The sequence below is a fragment of the Clostridium bornimense genome (assembly GCF_018917145.1).
Classification (GTDB): domain Bacteria; phylum Bacillota; class Clostridia; order Clostridiales; family Clostridiaceae; genus Clostridium_AN; species Clostridium_AN bornimense_A.
The window spans coordinates 1-16,493 of record NZ_JAHLOD010000038.1 but is presented as its reverse complement, the minus strand read 5'-3'; the positions used below and the strand labels follow the sequence as shown (position 1 = coordinate 16,493).

Sequence of the window (16,493 nt, the reverse complement as noted above, 5' to 3'; positions counted from 1 at the left end):
AAGTGTTCGCCTTGTAATTGAGATGATACTATAATATATTAGATAAAAAGGAGAACAAAAGTTTGGTGAATTAATAGTAGTTTTAAATTTTGTAATATATAAGGAGTAGGTATGAAATATGAAACACATAAGCTTTGTGGGGTTATTTCTTCATTTGCAGTAGGGAATATTATTTTATCAGACATATCAATATTTAAAAGGGTGATTTTTTTAATTGTTATATCTACTTTTGGAGGTTTAGGGGGAACATTTCCAGATGTAGATGCAAAAAATAATAATTGGAATAAGATGTTTGGCAGTATATTTAAGTTTAGGCATAGAGGAAAAATGCATTCATTAATTCCATATATAATTGTTTATTTTATTATTTATAAAAAGATACTAACTAGTGTTCAGAGGCATGAATTAGTATCGTTATATATTATTGCCATATCGGGTTTTTTAATAGGGGTTATAAGTCATTTAGCCTTAGATATAATAACTGTTAGGGGAGTTCCGATATTATATCCATTTACAAAGAAAAATTATAGCATCTTAAATTTACGAACAGAAAAACATGATAGATATATAAGTTTTATATTAAGAGTATTAATAGCAATTTATATATTTAAAAATATAAGAATCTATATATGATTGTTTAGGGAGAAATACGAACTATAATTGTAAAAAATTAATTATAGTATAGGTATAAGTCATATATTATGTTAAAGATAATATAAGTTATTTGTATTTTCGTAAAGATTTAAGTTATAATTTAATTAGTAAATAAAATGAGGGGGGCCCTTATGAGAGATATATTGGTACAAGATATAACTAAAGCAGTTAAAGATGCTTGTATAGAATCTAATTGTATATTAAAAAATGATGTTTATAGTGTTATAGAGCAAAAGTGTAAGGAAGAGACTTCAGAGTTAGGCAAAGATATACTTAGTAAATTAATAGAAAATGCTGATTATGCAAAACAAGAAAATATAGCTATATGCCAAGATACAGGTATGATGGTTATATTTGCAGAAATAGGTCAGGATGTTCATGTTGTAGGTGGTTCTTTGGAAGATGCTATTAATGAAGGTGTAAGACAAGGGTATGAAGAAGGATATTTAAGAAAATCTGTAGTTGCACATCCGATAAATAGAGTTAATACAAATGACAATACGCCAGCTATAATTCATTATAAGATAGTGCCAGGAAGCGGATTTAAACTTAGATTATGTCCAAAAGGATTTGGATCAGAAAATATGAGTGCACTTAAGATGTTAGTTCCAGCAGATGGAGAGCAAGGAGTAATAGATTTTGTATTGCAAACAGTAAAGAATGCAGGATCGAATCCATGTCCACCAATAGTTGTTGGTATAGGAATAGGTGGAACTATGGAGAAGGCTGCAATGATGGCAAAAGAAGCGTTATCAATGAACCTAGATGATAAAAGTCAGGGTGAATATGAAGAAAATCTAGAATTAGTTTTGTTAAAGAAAATAAATGAACTTGGCATAGGACCTCAAGGTTTAGGCGGAGATACTACAGCATTAAAGGTAAGAGTAAAGACTTATCCAACTCATATTGCAGGATTACCTGTTGCAGTAAATATCAATTGTCATGTAACTAGACATAGCGAGGTGATTTTATGATGAAATTTCAATTACCATTAAAGTCAGAGGATATTGAAAAGCTTAATGTTGGAGATATGATCTATCTTTCAGGATATTTATATACAGCAAGAGATGCGGCTCACAAACTTATGATAGAAGCGTTGGATAAAGAAGAAGAATTACCTATACCATTAGATGGTGAGACTATATATTATGCTGGACCATGTCCAACAAAGCCAGGACATACTTGTGGACCAGCAGGTCCTACTACATCTGGTAGAATGGATAAGTTTACGCCTAGACTGTTAGACTTAGGACTTAAGGTTATGATAGGAAAAGGAAAGAGAAGTCCTGAAGTTATAGAAAGTATTAAGAAAAATAAGGCTGTATATTTAGTTGCTATAGGCGGTCTAGGTGCATTAATATCAAAATCAATAGAATCAGTAGAAGTTGTTGGATATGATTTTTTAGGAACAGAATCTGTTAAGCGAATGAAAGTTAAGGATTTTCCTGTTATAGTTGCTATCGATAGCATGGGAAATAATATATATCAAGAATAACTAAGTGAAAATATGGAGGCTGTAAAATGGATATTTTTCAAGAATCATTAGAATTGCATGGAAAACTTAGAGGAAAACTAGAGATATCATCAAAAGTTAAAGTAGAAAATCAAAAAGATTTATCATTAGCATATTCTCCAGGAGTTGCAGAGAGTTGTAGAGAAATACATAAGGATGAAGCTAATGTATATAAATATACTTCAAAAGGTAATTTAGTAGCAGTTGTTTCAGATGGGACTGCTGTATTAGGATTAGGAGATATTGGACCTGAAGCGGCTATGCCTGTTATGGAAGGAAAAGCTATTTTATTCAAAGAATTTGGTGATGTTGATGCATTTCCAATATGCTTGGACACAAAAAATGTAGATGAGATAGTTAATATAGTTAAAGCTATAGCACCTACATTTGGAGGAATAAATTTAGAAGATATATCTGCACCAAGATGTTTTGAGATAGAATCAAGATTAAAGAAGGAATTAAATATACCTGTATTCCATGATGATCAACATGGTACAGCAATTGTTGTTCTATCTGCGCTTATAAATGCATTAAAAGTTGTAAATAAAAATATAGAAGATTGCAAGATTGTAGTGAATGGAGCAGGGTCAGCTGGAAATGCAATAACATATTTATTATTAGAAGCTGGTGCAAAAAATATAGTAGTTTGTGATAAGGAAGGTATATTAGATCCAGAAACACAAAATCTTGATGCTGCAAAAGTTAAATTATCAGAAGATACAAATCCTAATAAAGAAAAAGGATTATTAAAAGATGCGTTAGTAAAAGCTGATGTATTTATAGGGGTTTCAGCTCCTGGTATAGTAAATGAAGCTATGGTTCAATCAATGAATAGTGATGCAATTATTTTTGCAATGGCGAATCCTACACCAGAAATCATGCCAGACCTTGCAAAAAAAGCTGGTGCAAAGGTCATAGGTACTGGAAGATCTGATTTCCCAAATCAAATAAATAATGTATTAGTGTTCCCTGGTATATTTAGAGGTGCATTAGATGCTAGAGTAAAAGAAATAACAACAGAAATGAAACTTGCTGCGGCAAAGGCTATTGCAAGTCTTGTTAAACCAGAAGAGTTAAGTGAAGATTATGTTATTCCACCAGCACTAAATAAAGAGGTTGCTGAAGTTGTAGCAGATGCAGTTAGAAAAGCTGCAAAATAGAAGTATATATAGAAGGAACTATCGTATTTTACATCGATAGTTCCTTTTTATTTATATTAAGTTTTAGGCAACTCCATAAACATGTCCTGTGTGTAATCTTTCTTTTGTATGTCTTAATCTAATAATTCTAGCTACTTTTTTTACTATCATAGATGTTTGTAATTTTACATCTAAAGCAATAATTATAATTAAGTTAATGATTAGTGCTAGAGAATATATTAATAATGTACATAAATTTATTATAACGTTATTTGAATAGTTTGCTTTAGCATCACTAGCAGTTACAACTATTCTATTTGTATTAGTTAATGATAGATCAAAAGTTTGTGAATCTCTTAGGGAAGAAGCTAAAAAATATGTATCTGTATCTAAAATAGTATCAATATTTTCCCCATCTATTGTTATAGACTTATTATTTTTTAATGATGAGATTATGTTATTGGTTGAGTTAGTTCTAATTTTCTTCATTAGAAGATCATTTATTTCAAAAGATACTACACCAAAAGCTATAGTAATCATAAGCGATAATGCCCAAAATTTTAATTTGTTTTTCATAAAAGTACCCCCTCATATCATCTCGAACAGGTGTTCGTACATTCTTATTATAGCATAGTATTTTTATTTAGCAATAGATTTAATAAAAAAATGCGAACAAAAGTTCACCAGGTTTGTTATATATTTAAGTTTATGATGTTAGTATGAGGATTATGACAATTACTTATTTCTATTCTAATAAAAAAGCTGCCACACTTTTGTGTAACAGATTAATATATTTGTATATGTTAAAGTTTTATTTTAGTTATATGACACAGCCATATTCCCCATAGCATTCCAAACAGATTGAAAGGTATCTATTGATACATATGACTTTTTATTTGCTAAAGGATCATTATAATAAAAATAATTTTCATCAAATCCAGTTAAGAGAATAGCATGTTCAGAAAAAGTTGCCTTTATTTTTCTATCATTCTTTTGCCAAGTGATAAAACTTGGCATACTCCAGTCGGCAGTAACCCATGCAACTACAGGATGTTCAATAGAAATATATTTTTTCAATGTATCTAATGATTCTCCAGTAAGATCTACACCTTTATTGTCAGTGTATTCATTTATTAAAGGAATTAACGGTTTGGGATATACAGAATAACCTATACCGGTACTTCCAGATATAGAGCCTACAAATCCATATTGAGGATCACCCCAAGACGTTATAACATCTCCAGAACGAACTAAAGGAGTTGGATCTTTTTTTACCTTATCTGCTAATGTCATTTTATCAACATTACCCCCTGCATAATTTAGCAGCATAGTAAGAGAGGTGATTTCACATCCATTATAAAGTTCGGGAAGTTGATTTATTAATTGTATATCTAATTGTTTTGAAGTTGGTATTTCTATAGTACTACTATCATCTTGTGAAACGTTTTCCTTCATTTGTTCATCTTCATCAACAGTATTGTTATTAGTATCGTCATTTTGTGATGATAATGAAAAATTTTTTATATTTAATGCAGATATAATAGAATTATCACTATTTAAAAGCATATTAATTATTGAATATGTAGAAATCCATAGCACAACTATTATAGAAATAAAACCTAGTTTTTTAAAAAAATTAGAAGATTTTTTTTTCATAATAAGCACCTAATTTCATTATTTTATTAAGTAATTATATGTGTTTAAATAAAAGAGTATTCGTATAGGAAAAAAAACACAATTATATTATAACATATATAGTACAAAATGTAATATTAATTGACAAAAAACGTAGAAGTTAATAGAATTATAATAGTTAAAAATAGTGAGGATTAGGCAAAATATTAATATAGATTAATAGTTGTGGTAAATTAAATTAGTGATTTAGGAGATATACATATTATGGAGAAGCATTTTAAGAATATTGATTGGAAAGACAATAGGAATCTAACAATGTTAACAGATTTTTATGAATTTACTATGATGAATGGATTTTTTAATAGTGAATTTAGAAATACAATAGGATACTTTGATATGTTTTTTAGAAAGGTTCCTGAAAATGGTGGATTTGCTATAATGGCTGGGGTTGAACAATTAATAAAATATGTTCAATCAATTCACTTTGATGAGGAAGATATAGATTATTTAAGAAAAAAAACAAATTTTAACGAAGAATTTTTAACATATCTAAAAGAATTAAAGTTCACTGGTGATATATGGGCAATTCCCGAAGGAACACCTATATTTCCAGGAGTACCACTGGTAACTGTTAGAGCACCGATAATGGAAGCGCAACTTTTGGAAACAATGATATTGTTAACTGTAAATCATCAAAGTTTAATTGCCACAAAAGCAAATAGAATAGTAAGAGTAGCTGACGGTAGACCAGTTTTTGAGTTTGGTAGCAGAAGAGCGCAAGGGTATGATGGAGCAATTTATGGAGCAAGAGCATCTTATATAGGTGGATGTGCTGGAACAGCTTGTACTATAGCAGAAGAAATGTTTAAGTTACCAGCTATGGGAACTATGGCACATTCATGGATAATGTTCTTTGAAACAGAATATGATGCATTTAAGACTTGGGCGGAAACTTATCCAGATGAATGCTATCTACTAGTTGATACATATAATGTATTAAAAAGTGGAGTGCCAAATGCTATAAAGGTATTTGATGAAGTATTAAAACCTATGGGAAAAAGACCAAAAGGAATAAGAATTGATTCAGGAGATATTACGTATTTAACTAAAGAATGTAGAAAGATGCTAGATGAGGCAGGATACGAGGACTGCAAAATTACAGTATCAAATTCTTTAGATGAATATATAATAAAAGATGTAATTTCTCAAGGAGCGGTTATAGATTCTTTCGGAGTAGGAGAAAGACTTATAACATCTAAGGCTGAAGCTGTTTTTGGTGGAGTATATAAGCTTGTAGCAATAGAAAGAGATGGGAAAGTTATTCCGAAAATAAAATTAAGTGAAAATGAAGCTAAAACTACTAATCCTGGGTTTAAAGTTCCATGGAGATTGTTTGATATAGAAACTGGAAATGCTATAGCAGATATTTTAACATTAAGTAATGAAAATATAGATAATAGTAAAGAGTATGTAATCTTTGATGAAGTATATACTTATAAGAAAAAGAAGATCAATAACTTTGTTGCAAAAAGACTTCAAGAGCCAGTATTCAAGTCTGGTAAGTGTGTATATACATGTCCTGACTTAGATGAAATTAAAGATTATTGTAAAGAACAGATTAATACATTGTGGCCAGAACTTTTAAGATTTGAAAATCCACATAAATATTATGTAGATCTTTCTAAGGATTTATGGAATTTAAAATTTAAGTTAATAGAAGAAAATTCTAATTAAAAAAAGGAGTTATCGCATTAATAAAGGAAGTTTATTAGCGATAACTCTTTTATTATATTATTGTATATTGTACTTATAGTGTACGTAAGATATAAGTAGGATATAAAAAAAGTAAACATAATTATTATTAAGATACGGAAGTAATATTAATATTGTACGTACAATATTAATATATTATAACTTATTACCTATTGTTTCGCCCATTTTAACTTTAGTTTCTATATTTTTCTTTGTTTCGGATAATATATCATCATCTATTTTAACTTTATTTTTTTCTAAGAATAAAATTACTGTAGAACCACCAAATTTAAAATATCCTTTTTCAGAGCCTCTAGATACTTTAGTATTAGGACTGTAAGTTTGTTTAATAGTACCTACACAAGTTGCGCCTACTTCTATATATAAGACGTCTCCGAAATTAGTTGAATTTAATATAGACCATTCACGTTTATTTTTGCAAAATAACTTTTTTATACCGGATAAGGCGATAGGATTTACAGAATAGTAGAATCCTTTAATTTTATTAGTTTGTGATATTATACCGTCATCTACAAAGTGAAATCTATGATAATCTACAGGACATAATCTTAATATTAAGCAAGTTCCATTTTCGTATTTTTTAGCTATAGAATCGTCGTTTATAAGCTCTTTAAGAGAATAAGTAAATCCTTTGACTTGTACTATATTTTCTAAATCTATGTTTTCAAAAGCCAATAGTCTTCCATCTCCGGGAGAAATAAATTCATTAAGGTTTTGAGAAATAGGACGAGCATCATTATGTAGTTTTCTTGTAAAAAAGTCATTAAAGCTTTCAAAATCTTTACTTTGTTTTATAGATTCATTCATATCTATATTATATTCATTAATTATGCTATCTATTTTTTTTCTACTACTTTTACTATCACAAAAAAATCCATAAATTTTAGAAAAAAGTTTTCTTTTTAAAAATATATTTAAAAAACTTTTTCCAATAGGACTTTCATATGTCCACTTTATATAATTTTCACCAAGAACTTGTTCAATTTCGTAATTTTTTGATTCTCTATTATAAATTTTAATCATATACTCCTCCTGTTATATATATATTTCCAAATATATTGCTTATAAAATTATATAATAATAAAGATAAAGTTTCTATGTAAATGTATTTTTTAGTTTAAAGGAATAATATAAGTGATATAATATAATTATATATGACTGAGGAGTCTAAATAGGAGGAAGCGTAATGAATAAGACAAAGAAAGCAATATTTGACGCAGCTATTGAAGTTTTTTCTCATTGTGGATATGATGGAGCCACTATGGATGAAATAGCTAACAGGGCAGGAGTTGCAAAAGGAACACTATATTATCATTTTAAAAGTAAGGAAGAAATTTTTAAATTTATTATTAACGAAGGAATAAATATAATTAATGAATCTGTTGAAGACGGTATAAAAGATATTAAAGATCCTCATAAAGTAGTAAAGACTGCAGCAAAATTACAATTAAGATATATGAACGATAATAAAGATTTATTTAGAGTAATTATTAGTCAAGTTTGGGGCGATAGTGAAAGAAATAAAGAATTAAGGGAAGCTGTATCAAAATTAATAAACATAAGTAACAAAAGTTATCATGGGATAATAGACAAAGGTGTTGTTAGTGAAGATGATGCAAGATTTCTTGGATATTCATTTATAGGTATTTTAGTATCTATAGCATTATATGATTTATTAAATGGTGAAGAATATGACAATGATGAAATAATTGAACGCTTTTTAAAGTATAATGATGTTTTACATATATTAAACAAATAAATGAAATATATAATTGACAGTAAAAGAATCATGGTATAAAATTCTATTTGTAGAATAAGTAAGCACCCGTAGCTCAGTAGGATAGAGCAGTAGTTTCCTAAACTATTGGTCGCAGGTTCAATTCCTGTCGGGTGTACCAAGGTGTGAAAGAGGTGACTCAAACACACCTTTTATTTTTATATAAGGAGAAATTTCATGGATTATATGAAAATAGCTTTAGAAGAAGCTAAAAAAGCATATAATAAAGGAGAGGTTCCGGTAGGTGCAGTAATAGTAAAGGATGGAGAAGTTATTGCAAAAGGACATAATTTAAAAGAAACACTTAATGATGTAACGGCTCATGCAGAAATAAATGCTATTAGAAGTGCCGGCGAAAGAAATAATAACTGGAGACTTAATGGTTGTGATATGTATGTTACTTTGGAACCGTGTTTTATGTGTGCGGCAGCTATAGCTCAGTCTAGATTGCGTAGATTATATATAGGAACCTTTGATGAAAGAATGGGCGGTTGTGGAACTATAGATAATATAATTAATAGAGATGATATAAATAATCATGTTAATGTTATATGGCAATATGATGAAAGATGCAGTGAAATATTAAAAGAATTTTTTAAATGTAGAAGAAATGAGGAGAGAAATAAATGGAGCAAAATATAAAACCAGAAATTCTAGATAAAATAACAAAAGTATGTTTATGTAGAGGTATTTCAAGAGCTACAATAAAAGAAGCGATAAAAAAAGGTGCTAGAACTGTAGAGGAAGTTAAGGAAGCAACTGGAGCTACTATTGGTGGATGTAACGGTAAGAGATGTGGATTTAAAATTGAGGAGTTATTAAAAGAGTACTATTCCCAATTTGAATAATAGTACATGATAGATGAAAAGTAAATTTTATAGTATAAATAAATGGGGTTGTCGCACAAAAAAAGTAAAATCAAAGTACGACAGTTTTTTCTGCAAAATAGAAGTCGGGGCACAGGTATAGTTTTATATATTCATTAAATACAATTATAACTTTAGCCGTCCACAGGAGTAAAATATTTTCCCTTTAGGGAAAATTAACCTTACTTGTGCCCTGTGCCATCTAACCTGTTCCCTGTTTTCTGCCATAATAAAAGGAGGTATCACTAACAACTTTTTATTTGTTACTGCGACACCTCCATTTGGATTGCTATTAGATATTTTCTTTAATATCTTGTAAGCAAGAATGACAGATTTTCTTTCCTTTGAAGTTTTCAACATCTTTAACTTCTCCGCAGAATAAGCAAGATGGTTGATATTTCTTTAGAATGATTTCGTCACTGTTAACATATATTTCTAAAGCGTCCTTGATTTCGATATCTAAAGTTCTTCTTAATTCTATTGGGATAACTATTCTCCCTAACTCGTCAACTTTTCTTACAATTCCTGTTGATTTCATGTGCGTTTCCTCCTAATACTTCTAAATTCGACAATTACCACATGTATAATAACATTACTAGCAATAAAAGTCAATATTTTATTAAACCACATTTAAGAAAATTGCGAACTGTTATTTTGCTAATAAGTTCTCAAAATAGTTGCAAACTAATATATAAATGTTATAATATATAAATGCAAACCATTTGCAATAATATATGTACAATTAAACAATTGCAATTAATGTGTTACTTGTTAACATTATTTACATATTAGTTTAAAAATATACGTGAGGTGAAAAATATTGAAAAAAAATTTTTTGTTTTTAATTACATCTATTATATTGGTGACGTTTATGGTGGGTTGTGGAAAAGAGAATGTAAAAAGTGAAGCACAAAATAAAAGTGATAAACTTAAAGTTTTAGTATCTTTTCATGCTATGGAAGAGTTAGTAGAGCTTATAGGAGATGATAAAGTAGATGTAGAAGTAGTTATTCCAGAAGGAACAGAAGCTCATGACTTTGAACCTACAACAAAAGATATTAAGGAATTATCTAAGTCAAAGTTATTTGTTTATAATGGCCTTGGAATGGAACATTGGGTAGAAAATTTCTTAAAGAATAGTAAGGTAGAAGTTGTTGAAGCATCAACTAATGTAAATACTATAAAGAATGATGGAGTAACAGACCCACATACATGGTTAGGATTAAAAGATGCTATTGTTGAATTAGAAAATATAAAGAACGCATTGATTAAAATAGATTCTAAAAATAGTGATTATTATGAAAAAAATTATGAGAATGCAAAACAGGAATTAGAATCAGTATATGATGAGTATAAAACTAAGTTTGATTCTATAGAAAACAAAAAGTTTGTTACGGGACATAAGGCGTTTGGATACTTATGTAGAGAATTTGGATTAGATCAAGTAGCGATACAAGGGGTATTTGCAGAAGGTGAACCATCACCAGCTAAATTAGCAGAGCTTGTAACATATTGCAAAGATAATAATATAAAGACTGTTTTTGCAGAGGAAATGGGAAGTACTAAAGTAGCAGAAACATTAGCAAGAGAAGCTGGAGCAAAAGTTGAAACTATAGAGACTTTTGAAGGCGAAGGCGATTATATAGATGGCATGAGAGAAAACTTAGAAAAAATTTATAAAGCTCTTAAATAGAAAATTAATAATTAAAAAAGGATGAGGTAAATTAATAAGTACTTTATCTTTTTTTTATATATATGTTTTATTTAAAAATCTACATCATTAAATGAAATAAGATAAACAACTTCTAACATAAGTTTATTATCAATGTAGATTGTTTTTTAGAACTTATATATTATAAAATTTTATGATATTAAAAAAATAGAAAAATGGCATTTTATATTAATTGACAGTTCAATCACCCTATGATAAAATTAGGATACGTTTTAAATAAGTATGGAGAGATGTCCGAGTTGGTTTAAGGAGCACGCTTGGAAAGCGTGTGTTAGGGGAAACTCTACCAGGGGTTCGAATCCCCTTCTCTCCGCCAATGCCGTGCTAGATGGGGAGCTAGCGGTGCCCTGTAACCTGCAATCCGCTTTAGCAGGATCGATGTCTAACCGAGGCTTTATTACGTATAGTCTGACCTAGAAAAGTGATGTTGATAATTGGGTCCCACGCAACGGGAATTCATGAACCTCGTCAGGTCCGGAAGGAAGCAGCGATAAGTGAAACCTCTCGTGTGCCGTGGAAAAACCTGGTTTGAGTTAACTCTCTAGGTAACGTATATGTAATACTGTCAGAGTTAGATGCACGGTTTTTGTATAATAAGATATTTTGTGAGGAGAACTCTAGTTATGAACTAGGGTTTTATTTTTTATATACCATTTTAATAGATATAATATTATGTATAAATGTTATAATTATAGTTATACAAGATAAGTAAAAGAGGTGAGCTTATGGCTTATAAAGCTTTATATAGAGTATGGAGACCTCAGACTTTTAGTGAAGTAGTAGGTCAAAAACATATAACAACTACAATAAAAAATGCAGTAGATAGTGGAAGAATAGCTCATGCATATTTATTGTGTGGAACTAGAGGAACAGGAAAAACCACTACAGCAAAGATACTTGCAAAAGCAGTAAATTGTTTAAATCCTCAAGATGGAGATCCTTGTAATGAGTGTGAGATGTGTCAAAAGATATCTAAAGGATTAGCTATAGATGTAGTTGAGATGGATGCAGCATCTAAGAATAAGGTTGAAAATATAAGAGATATAATAGAAGAAGTGCAAATTCCACCTAGTGAAGCAAAGTATAAAGTTTATATTATAGATGAGGTTCATATGTTAACAATAGGAGCTGTAAATGCTTTTTTGAAAACATTAGAAGAACCACCGAAGAATGTAATATTTATTTTAGCTACAACAGATCCACAAAAGTTGCCTATTACAATTTTATCTCGTTGTCAAAGATATGATTTTAAAAGAATAAATCATAATGATATAAAAGAAAGATTAAGAGAAATTGTAACAGATTCAGGTATACTTGCAGATGAAAATAGTTTAGATTTTATCTCTAGAATTTGTGATGGTGCAATGAGAGATGCTGTAAGCATATTAGATCAATGCATATCTATGGGAGATGGAGCAATTAGATATGAAGATGTATTATCAATGGTAGGAATGGTTACTAATGATAAGTTGATTCAATTAGTAGACCACATTATAGATAGAGATATTACAAAATCTATGAATTTAGTAGATGATATAATTTTTAATGGAAAAGATGTTGGATTGCTTATAAAAGAATGTATCACTCATTTTAGAAATTTGCTTATGGTTAAGGTTAGTAACAATCCAGAAGAATTAGTTGATATGTCGAAGGAAAATATAGCACAACTTAAAGAGCAAAGTAATAAAATAAGAACAGAAGAGATTATGCGATTTATAAACATATTAAATGAGGCTGATGAAAATACTAAGTGGAGTAAACAAAGTAGAGTATATATTGAAATTGCTATAATAAAGATGTGTAAAATAGAGTTTGATACATCACCAGAGATGATATTAGCAAGAGTAAATAAATTAGAAAGTTCTATAAGAAGTGGTGCCATAACTATAAATGCACAAGAAGGCAATTCTGTATCAAATAAAAGTAAAAAGGTTAAAGTAAGTAAGACAATAGTTAATGACGAAAAAAAGGAAGAAAATATTGAAAGAAATTTATCTACAAAACTTACTTTAGATGATATTAAAAAGAAGTGGAATGAGGTATTAGAATTATTAAAAGGCAGAAGACTAATGTCTTTATATGCTTATGTATCTCCAGGGAGTCCAACTGCGTTTAAGGAAGGAATTTTAGATATAACCTTTAGTCCGCTATATGGATTTGCTAAGAAAAACTTAGATAGTAATTTAGAACAACGTACTAAAGTTGAAGAGATATTTACAGAAGTGCTTAAGGAAAAAATAAGAATAAGATATATGTTAGATAAAGGTGAAGAAGAAAAATCTAAAGAAGAACAACTAAAGGAACTTTATGGTGATTCCATAGAGTTCGTTGAAGAATAATATGGTATAATGATAAAATAAATAATAGTATTAAGTTTTAGGAGGTATTATTTTATGGCAAGAGGTGGGTTTCCAGGAGGCTTCGGCGGAGGAAATATGAATAATTTAATGAAACAAGCACAAAAAATGCAACAACAAATGATGGAGATGCAAAAAGCTATAGAAGAAAAAGAATTTGTAGCTTCTGTTGGTGGCGGAATGGTTACTGTTTCTGTGAATGGTAAAAAAGATATACAAAAGGTTTCAATAGATCCAGAGGTTGTAGATCCTGAAGATGTAGAAACATTAGAAGACATGATTCTTGGAGCTTTAAAAGAGGCTATGGCAAAAGCTGATGAGGAGACTCAAAAAGAAATGTCTAGAATAACTGGAGGAATGAATATTCCAGGAATGTTCTAATTGAGGTGAAATAAGTTGGATTTTTATCCTGTTGCAATAGAAAAGCTTATAGAAGAATTTGCTAAGCTTCCTGGTATAGGCTATAAAACAGCACAGAGGCTTACATTACATGTTTTAAATTTACCACAAGAAGAAGTAAATGCTTTTGCAGATGCTTTAGTTAAAGGAAGAGGAACTATAAAATATTGCTCAGTGTGTGGAAATTATACAGAAAAAGATCCATGCGCTATTTGTAGCAATCCTAATAGGGATTCTTCAGTTATTTGTGTAGTAGAAGAGCCAAAAGATATTATGGCTGTAGAAAAAGTAAGAGAATATAATGGAGTATACCATGTATTACATGGAAACATATCTCCTATGGCTGGTAGAGGACCTAACGATATACGATTAAAAGAATTAGTAAGTAGAATGAATGGCGAAGTTAAAGAGGTTATAGTAGCAACTAATTCTACTGTTGAAGGTGAAGCTACAGCTATGTATATATCTAGAATATTAAAACCTTTAGATGTTAAGGTTACAAGAATTGCACACGGATTACCTGTAGGTGGAGATTTGGAGTATGCAGATGAAGTAACTTTATCAAAAGCAATAGAAGGTAGAACAGAAATTTAATAAGATATGAATACACCTCCTAGATTATGTAAATAATAGTAATGTAATCTAGGAGGTGTTTTTATGTTTTTTGGATTTGATAAAGGTTATAAAGCTGAAAAGTTAAAGTATGAAGAAGAAAAAAGAGAAATAGTTGATTCAATTAATGAAGTTCAAAAGGATTTAGAAATATGTAGGGGGTTATTTGAAAGTTCAACAGATGCATCATTATTAGAATTTGCAATTTATTATGAAGCTGCATTAAAAAATAAATATGACTACTTATTAAAATTAGCAAAGATAAAAAATATAAGTGTGGATTTTACTTATTATGCTGACCTTGAGAGGAGTTCTAATGAATAGAATCACATAAATATGTATGTATAGACTTTTTTATTATAGTTGTAACGAATTAATATGCTTTTAAATATATTAGAAGTATAGCATTGTAATAGAAAAGGAGATTCTAAGATGGGAAATTATTATACAGATGGCTTTAATAATGGAGGAACATCAGCAGCTCAAGCGGCACAAGCACAAGCACAAGCAGCACAAGCAGCTCAAATTGCAGCAGCAAGTGGAGCAGAGTTAGTTGGAGTTAATAATATAGAAATAGGAATACCTATTTATAGAGGACCAAGAGGAGCAAGAGGACCTGTAGGGCCAATGGGGCCAATGGGACCAATGGGACCAAGAGGACCAAGAGGAGAACGTGGAGAAAGGGGACCAGTAGGACCAGCAGGATCTTGTGGAAGTTGTGGTAAATGTGGACCATGTGGACCAAAAGGAGAACAAGGACCAAGAGGACCAGTAGGACCTGTAGGGCCAATGGGGCCAATAGGACCAGCAGGAGCAGCAGGTATGAGAGGACCAGTAGGACCAATGGGACCAAGAGGAGCAATGGGACCAGCAGGACCAGCAGGAGCAGTGGGGCCAATGGGGCCAATGGGACCAATGGGACCAATGGGGCCAGCAGGAGAAGATTCAAGCAGAGTTTGTTATTCAGGAATGGCTACTTTATTATCTGGGGTTAGAGCTGCTGGATTGACAGTAGATATATTAACTGATGCAAATAGAGGAGAAGAATTCAGAAGATCAACAGTGGAAAATGTTTTTGATGCTCTTACAGAAATAAGAAGTATAGATGAAAATGCATTTATTCCACTAAATAGCATTGCTGTTGTTAAAGGAAATGGAGTAGGAGATGTACAACTAGCACCATTACCAGAAGAACCAGAAAATGCAGTAGATAGCATAACTACTTTCTTAGATATGTTAAGACGTAAAAATGCATGTGTACAAATAGAATTAAAAGTACAAGGTGCTTGTATAGAAGGACCAATAACAAACGTTGGTAGAAGTATAGTTGTTATTGGAAATTGTACAGCAGTTTTAGTATGTCAAATTGCTGTAATAAAAGTTATAGAGAGAAATTGTTGTTGTTAATAAAGTAACGTAATAGGGATGAATATGTACTTAACAATAGATGAATTTTGTATTATTACAAAATAGATAGTATCTTAATGAAGAAGGGACTGTCGCATTAATTTGTCGGCGATAGTCCTTTTTTTATGTTAAAAATAGTAGCGAATAGTAAAGGTTAATTTTCTAATATAAGAGTAAAATATGGATAGTTAATATATTTTAGATTAGATACCCTATAGAATTTGACCCTTAGATGAATACTGAAAAAAGGATAATTTAACAGATATGTATTGAGTTAAATATAGAATTAAAAGATACTATACCAGGTGTATCCACATATATAAAATGAAGAAAAATAGAGCAATAAGCAGAAAGATAAATATATTTTTATAAAAAGGAGTATATATACGTATAATACGCAAATTTCGGTGATATAATAATCCTTGTCGCTGCGAGAGAGCAGCAACGAAAAAGAAAAAAGTTGTTGACAAGATTCGATAACTTTGATATAATAAATGAGCGTCGCAAGAGAGCGACAAATGATCTTTGAAAATTGAACAGAAGAAACATATAACCAGTTAATTCTTTTAATTGACTCATATATATGAAGTCAGCAAACTAGTACTAAGCTAGTAAATCAAACTTTTTAA

The 16,493-nt window shown here is 30.1% G+C and carries 18 protein-coding genes, 2 tRNA genes and 1 other RNA gene; 17 read left to right on the top strand and 4 right to left on the bottom strand.

From position 1 onward, the window contains the following. The first annotated feature begins 111 nt into the window (after positions 1–111). The 4 genes from KQI30_RS12375 (at position 112) to KQI30_RS12360 (ending at position 3,327) form a co-directional block, all read left to right on the top strand. Positions 112–633 carry a metal-dependent hydrolase gene (locus tag KQI30_RS12375; protein ID WP_216463660.1) on the top strand — a complete coding sequence of 174 codons (522 nt, stop codon included), beginning with the start codon at positions 112–114 and terminating at the stop codon, positions 631–633. A gap of 152 nt (positions 634–785) precedes the next feature. Beyond that, the gene (locus KQI30_RS12370; protein ID WP_216463659.1) at positions 786–1,628 is read left to right on the top strand and encodes a fumarate hydratase; all 843 of its coding nucleotides are present in this window, start codon (positions 786–788) and stop codon (positions 1,626–1,628) included. Continuing rightward, positions 1,625–2,149, top strand: coding sequence for a Fe-S-containing hydro-lyase (locus tag KQI30_RS12365; protein WP_253287497.1), 525 nt, complete (start codon positions 1,625–1,627; stop codon positions 2,147–2,149). Before KQI30_RS12370 ends, KQI30_RS12365 begins: the two co-directional genes overlap by 4 nt. Positions 2,150–2,175: 26 nt before the next feature. Continuing rightward, the gene (locus KQI30_RS12360; RefSeq protein WP_216463658.1) at positions 2,176–3,327 is read left to right on the top strand and encodes an NAD(P)-dependent malic enzyme; all 1,152 of its coding nucleotides are present in this window, start codon (positions 2,176–2,178) and stop codon (positions 3,325–3,327) included. Positions 3,328–3,390: 63 nt separating this feature from the next. Here the strand turns inward: KQI30_RS12360 and KQI30_RS12355 are convergent, their stop codons facing one another. After that, a complete protein-coding gene (locus KQI30_RS12355) occupies positions 3,391–3,882 on the bottom strand; it encodes a hypothetical protein (protein ID WP_216463657.1) in 492 nt (163 codons plus the stop codon). Between the two features lie 240 nt (positions 3,883–4,122). Next, a complete protein-coding gene (locus KQI30_RS12350; RefSeq protein WP_216463656.1) occupies positions 4,123–4,962 on the bottom strand; it encodes a C39 family peptidase in 840 nt (279 codons plus the stop codon). Between the two features lie 243 nt (positions 4,963–5,205). Here KQI30_RS12350 and KQI30_RS12345 point away from each other — a divergent pair, with 243 nt between their 5' ends. Next, positions 5,206–6,675, top strand: coding sequence for a nicotinate phosphoribosyltransferase (locus KQI30_RS12345; protein WP_216463655.1), 1,470 nt, complete (start codon positions 5,206–5,208; stop codon positions 6,673–6,675). A 174-nt stretch (positions 6,676–6,849) separates the two neighbouring features. Here KQI30_RS12345 and KQI30_RS12340 read toward each other — a convergent pair whose 3' ends face one another. Then, entirely contained in the window at positions 6,850–7,737 is an 888-nt protein-coding gene (locus tag KQI30_RS12340; protein WP_216463654.1) for a phosphatidylserine decarboxylase, read from the bottom strand. A gap of 163 nt (positions 7,738–7,900) precedes the next feature. Between KQI30_RS12340 and KQI30_RS12335 the strand changes: the two genes are divergently transcribed. The 4 genes from KQI30_RS12335 (at position 7,901) to KQI30_RS12320 (ending at position 9,339) form a co-directional block, all read left to right on the top strand. Further along, on the top strand, positions 7,901–8,473 hold the full coding sequence (locus KQI30_RS12335; protein ID WP_216463653.1) for a TetR/AcrR family transcriptional regulator: 573 nt from the start codon (positions 7,901–7,903) through the stop codon (positions 8,471–8,473). Positions 8,474–8,535: 62 nt separating this feature from the next. Continuing rightward, positions 8,536–8,612: transfer RNA gene (locus KQI30_RS12330), tRNA-Arg, on the top strand. Positions 8,613–8,668: 56 nt separating this feature from the next. Beyond that, complete coding sequence (locus KQI30_RS12325) at positions 8,669–9,133, top strand: nucleoside deaminase (RefSeq protein WP_216463652.1); 465 nt, start codon at positions 8,669–8,671, stop codon at positions 9,131–9,133. Then, positions 9,118–9,339, top strand: a complete 222-nt coding sequence (locus tag KQI30_RS12320) for a (2Fe-2S)-binding protein (protein WP_216463651.1) — start codon at positions 9,118–9,120, stop codon at positions 9,337–9,339. The genes KQI30_RS12325 and KQI30_RS12320 overlap by 16 nt, the downstream gene beginning before the upstream one ends. A 310-nt stretch (positions 9,340–9,649) precedes the next feature. Here the strand turns inward: KQI30_RS12320 and KQI30_RS12315 are convergent, their stop codons facing one another. After that, a complete protein-coding gene (locus KQI30_RS12315) occupies positions 9,650–9,895 on the bottom strand; it encodes an AbrB/MazE/SpoVT family DNA-binding domain-containing protein (protein ID WP_044035711.1) in 246 nt (81 codons plus the stop codon). A 333-nt stretch (positions 9,896–10,228) separates the two neighbouring features. Between KQI30_RS12315 and KQI30_RS12310 the strand changes: the two genes are divergently transcribed. The 8 genes from KQI30_RS12310 (at position 10,229) to KQI30_RS12275 (ending at position 15,864) form a co-directional block, all read left to right on the top strand. After that, entirely contained in the window at positions 10,229–11,050 is an 822-nt protein-coding gene (locus KQI30_RS12310) for a metal ABC transporter solute-binding protein, Zn/Mn family (protein ID WP_216463650.1), read from the top strand. 263 nt (positions 11,051–11,313) lie between these two features. Next, positions 11,314–11,405 (top strand) — tRNA-Ser (locus KQI30_RS12305). 3 nt (positions 11,406–11,408) lie between these two features. Next, positions 11,409–11,672, top strand: an RNA gene (gene ffs / locus KQI30_RS12300) — signal recognition particle sRNA large type. Positions 11,673–11,814: 142 nt separating this feature from the next. After that, positions 11,815–13,428: a DNA polymerase III subunit gamma/tau gene (gene dnaX, locus KQI30_RS12295; RefSeq protein WP_216463649.1), complete on the top strand. Its 1,614-nt coding sequence runs from the start codon at positions 11,815–11,817 to the stop codon at positions 13,426–13,428. A gap of 54 nt (positions 13,429–13,482) precedes the next feature. Further along, the gene (locus tag KQI30_RS12290; RefSeq protein ID WP_216463648.1) at positions 13,483–13,827 is read left to right on the top strand and encodes a YbaB/EbfC family nucleoid-associated protein; all 345 of its coding nucleotides are present in this window, start codon (positions 13,483–13,485) and stop codon (positions 13,825–13,827) included. Positions 13,828–13,842: 15 nt separating this feature from the next. Further along, positions 13,843–14,439: a recombination mediator RecR gene (gene recR / locus KQI30_RS12285; protein ID WP_216463647.1), complete on the top strand. Its 597-nt coding sequence runs from the start codon at positions 13,843–13,845 to the stop codon at positions 14,437–14,439. A 63-nt stretch (positions 14,440–14,502) separates the two neighbouring features. Beyond that, the gene (locus tag KQI30_RS12280; protein ID WP_216463646.1) at positions 14,503–14,781 is read left to right on the top strand and encodes a YaaL family protein; all 279 of its coding nucleotides are present in this window, start codon (positions 14,503–14,505) and stop codon (positions 14,779–14,781) included. 108 nt (positions 14,782–14,889) lie between these two features. Beyond that, a complete protein-coding gene (locus tag KQI30_RS12275; RefSeq protein ID WP_216463645.1) occupies positions 14,890–15,864 on the top strand; it encodes a collagen-like protein in 975 nt (324 codons plus the stop codon). The last annotated feature ends 629 nt before the right edge of the window (positions 15,865–16,493 follow it).

What these genes read in the sequence shown, in the direction of transcription:
- KQI30_RS12340 (WP_216463654.1), bottom strand. Translation starts at nt 7,737, where the DNA reads ATGATTAAAATTTATAATAGAGAATCAAAAAATTACGAAATTGAACAA.
- KQI30_RS12360 (WP_216463658.1), top strand. Translation starts at nt 2,176, where the DNA reads ATGGATATTTTTCAAGAATCATTAGAATTGCATGGAAAACTTAGAGGA.
- KQI30_RS12310 (WP_216463650.1), top strand. Translation starts at nt 10,229, where the DNA reads ATGGTGGGTTGTGGAAAAGAGAATGTAAAAAGTGAAGCACAAAATAAA.
- KQI30_RS12365 (WP_253287497.1), top strand. Translation starts at nt 1,625, where the DNA reads ATGATGAAATTTCAATTACCATTAAAGTCAGAGGATATTGAAAAGCTT.
- dnaX (WP_216463649.1), top strand. Translation starts at nt 11,815, where the DNA reads ATGGCTTATAAAGCTTTATATAGAGTATGGAGACCTCAGACTTTTAGT.
- KQI30_RS12345 (WP_216463655.1), top strand. Translation starts at nt 5,206, where the DNA reads ATGGAGAAGCATTTTAAGAATATTGATTGGAAAGACAATAGGAATCTA.
- KQI30_RS12325 (WP_216463652.1), top strand. Translation starts at nt 8,669, where the DNA reads ATGGATTATATGAAAATAGCTTTAGAAGAAGCTAAAAAAGCATATAAT.
- KQI30_RS12280 (WP_216463646.1), top strand. Translation starts at nt 14,503, where the DNA reads ATGTTTTTTGGATTTGATAAAGGTTATAAAGCTGAAAAGTTAAAGTAT.
- KQI30_RS12370 (WP_216463659.1), top strand. Translation starts at nt 786, where the DNA reads ATGAGAGATATATTGGTACAAGATATAACTAAAGCAGTTAAAGATGCT.
- KQI30_RS12355 (WP_216463657.1), bottom strand. Translation starts at nt 3,882, where the DNA reads ATGAAAAACAAATTAAAATTTTGGGCATTATCGCTTATGATTACTATA.
- KQI30_RS12350 (WP_216463656.1), bottom strand. Translation starts at nt 4,962, where the DNA reads ATGAAAAAAAAATCTTCTAATTTTTTTAAAAAACTAGGTTTTATTTCT.
- KQI30_RS12375 (WP_216463660.1), top strand. Translation starts at nt 112, where the DNA reads ATGAAATATGAAACACATAAGCTTTGTGGGGTTATTTCTTCATTTGCA.
- KQI30_RS12290 (WP_216463648.1), top strand. Translation starts at nt 13,483, where the DNA reads ATGGCAAGAGGTGGGTTTCCAGGAGGCTTCGGCGGAGGAAATATGAAT.
- KQI30_RS12315 (WP_044035711.1), bottom strand. Translation starts at nt 9,895, where the DNA reads ATGAAATCAACAGGAATTGTAAGAAAAGTTGACGAGTTAGGGAGAATA.
- KQI30_RS12320 (WP_216463651.1), top strand. Translation starts at nt 9,118, where the DNA reads ATGGAGCAAAATATAAAACCAGAAATTCTAGATAAAATAACAAAAGTA.
- KQI30_RS12335 (WP_216463653.1), top strand. Translation starts at nt 7,901, where the DNA reads ATGAATAAGACAAAGAAAGCAATATTTGACGCAGCTATTGAAGTTTTT.
- KQI30_RS12275 (WP_216463645.1), top strand. Translation starts at nt 14,890, where the DNA reads ATGGGAAATTATTATACAGATGGCTTTAATAATGGAGGAACATCAGCA.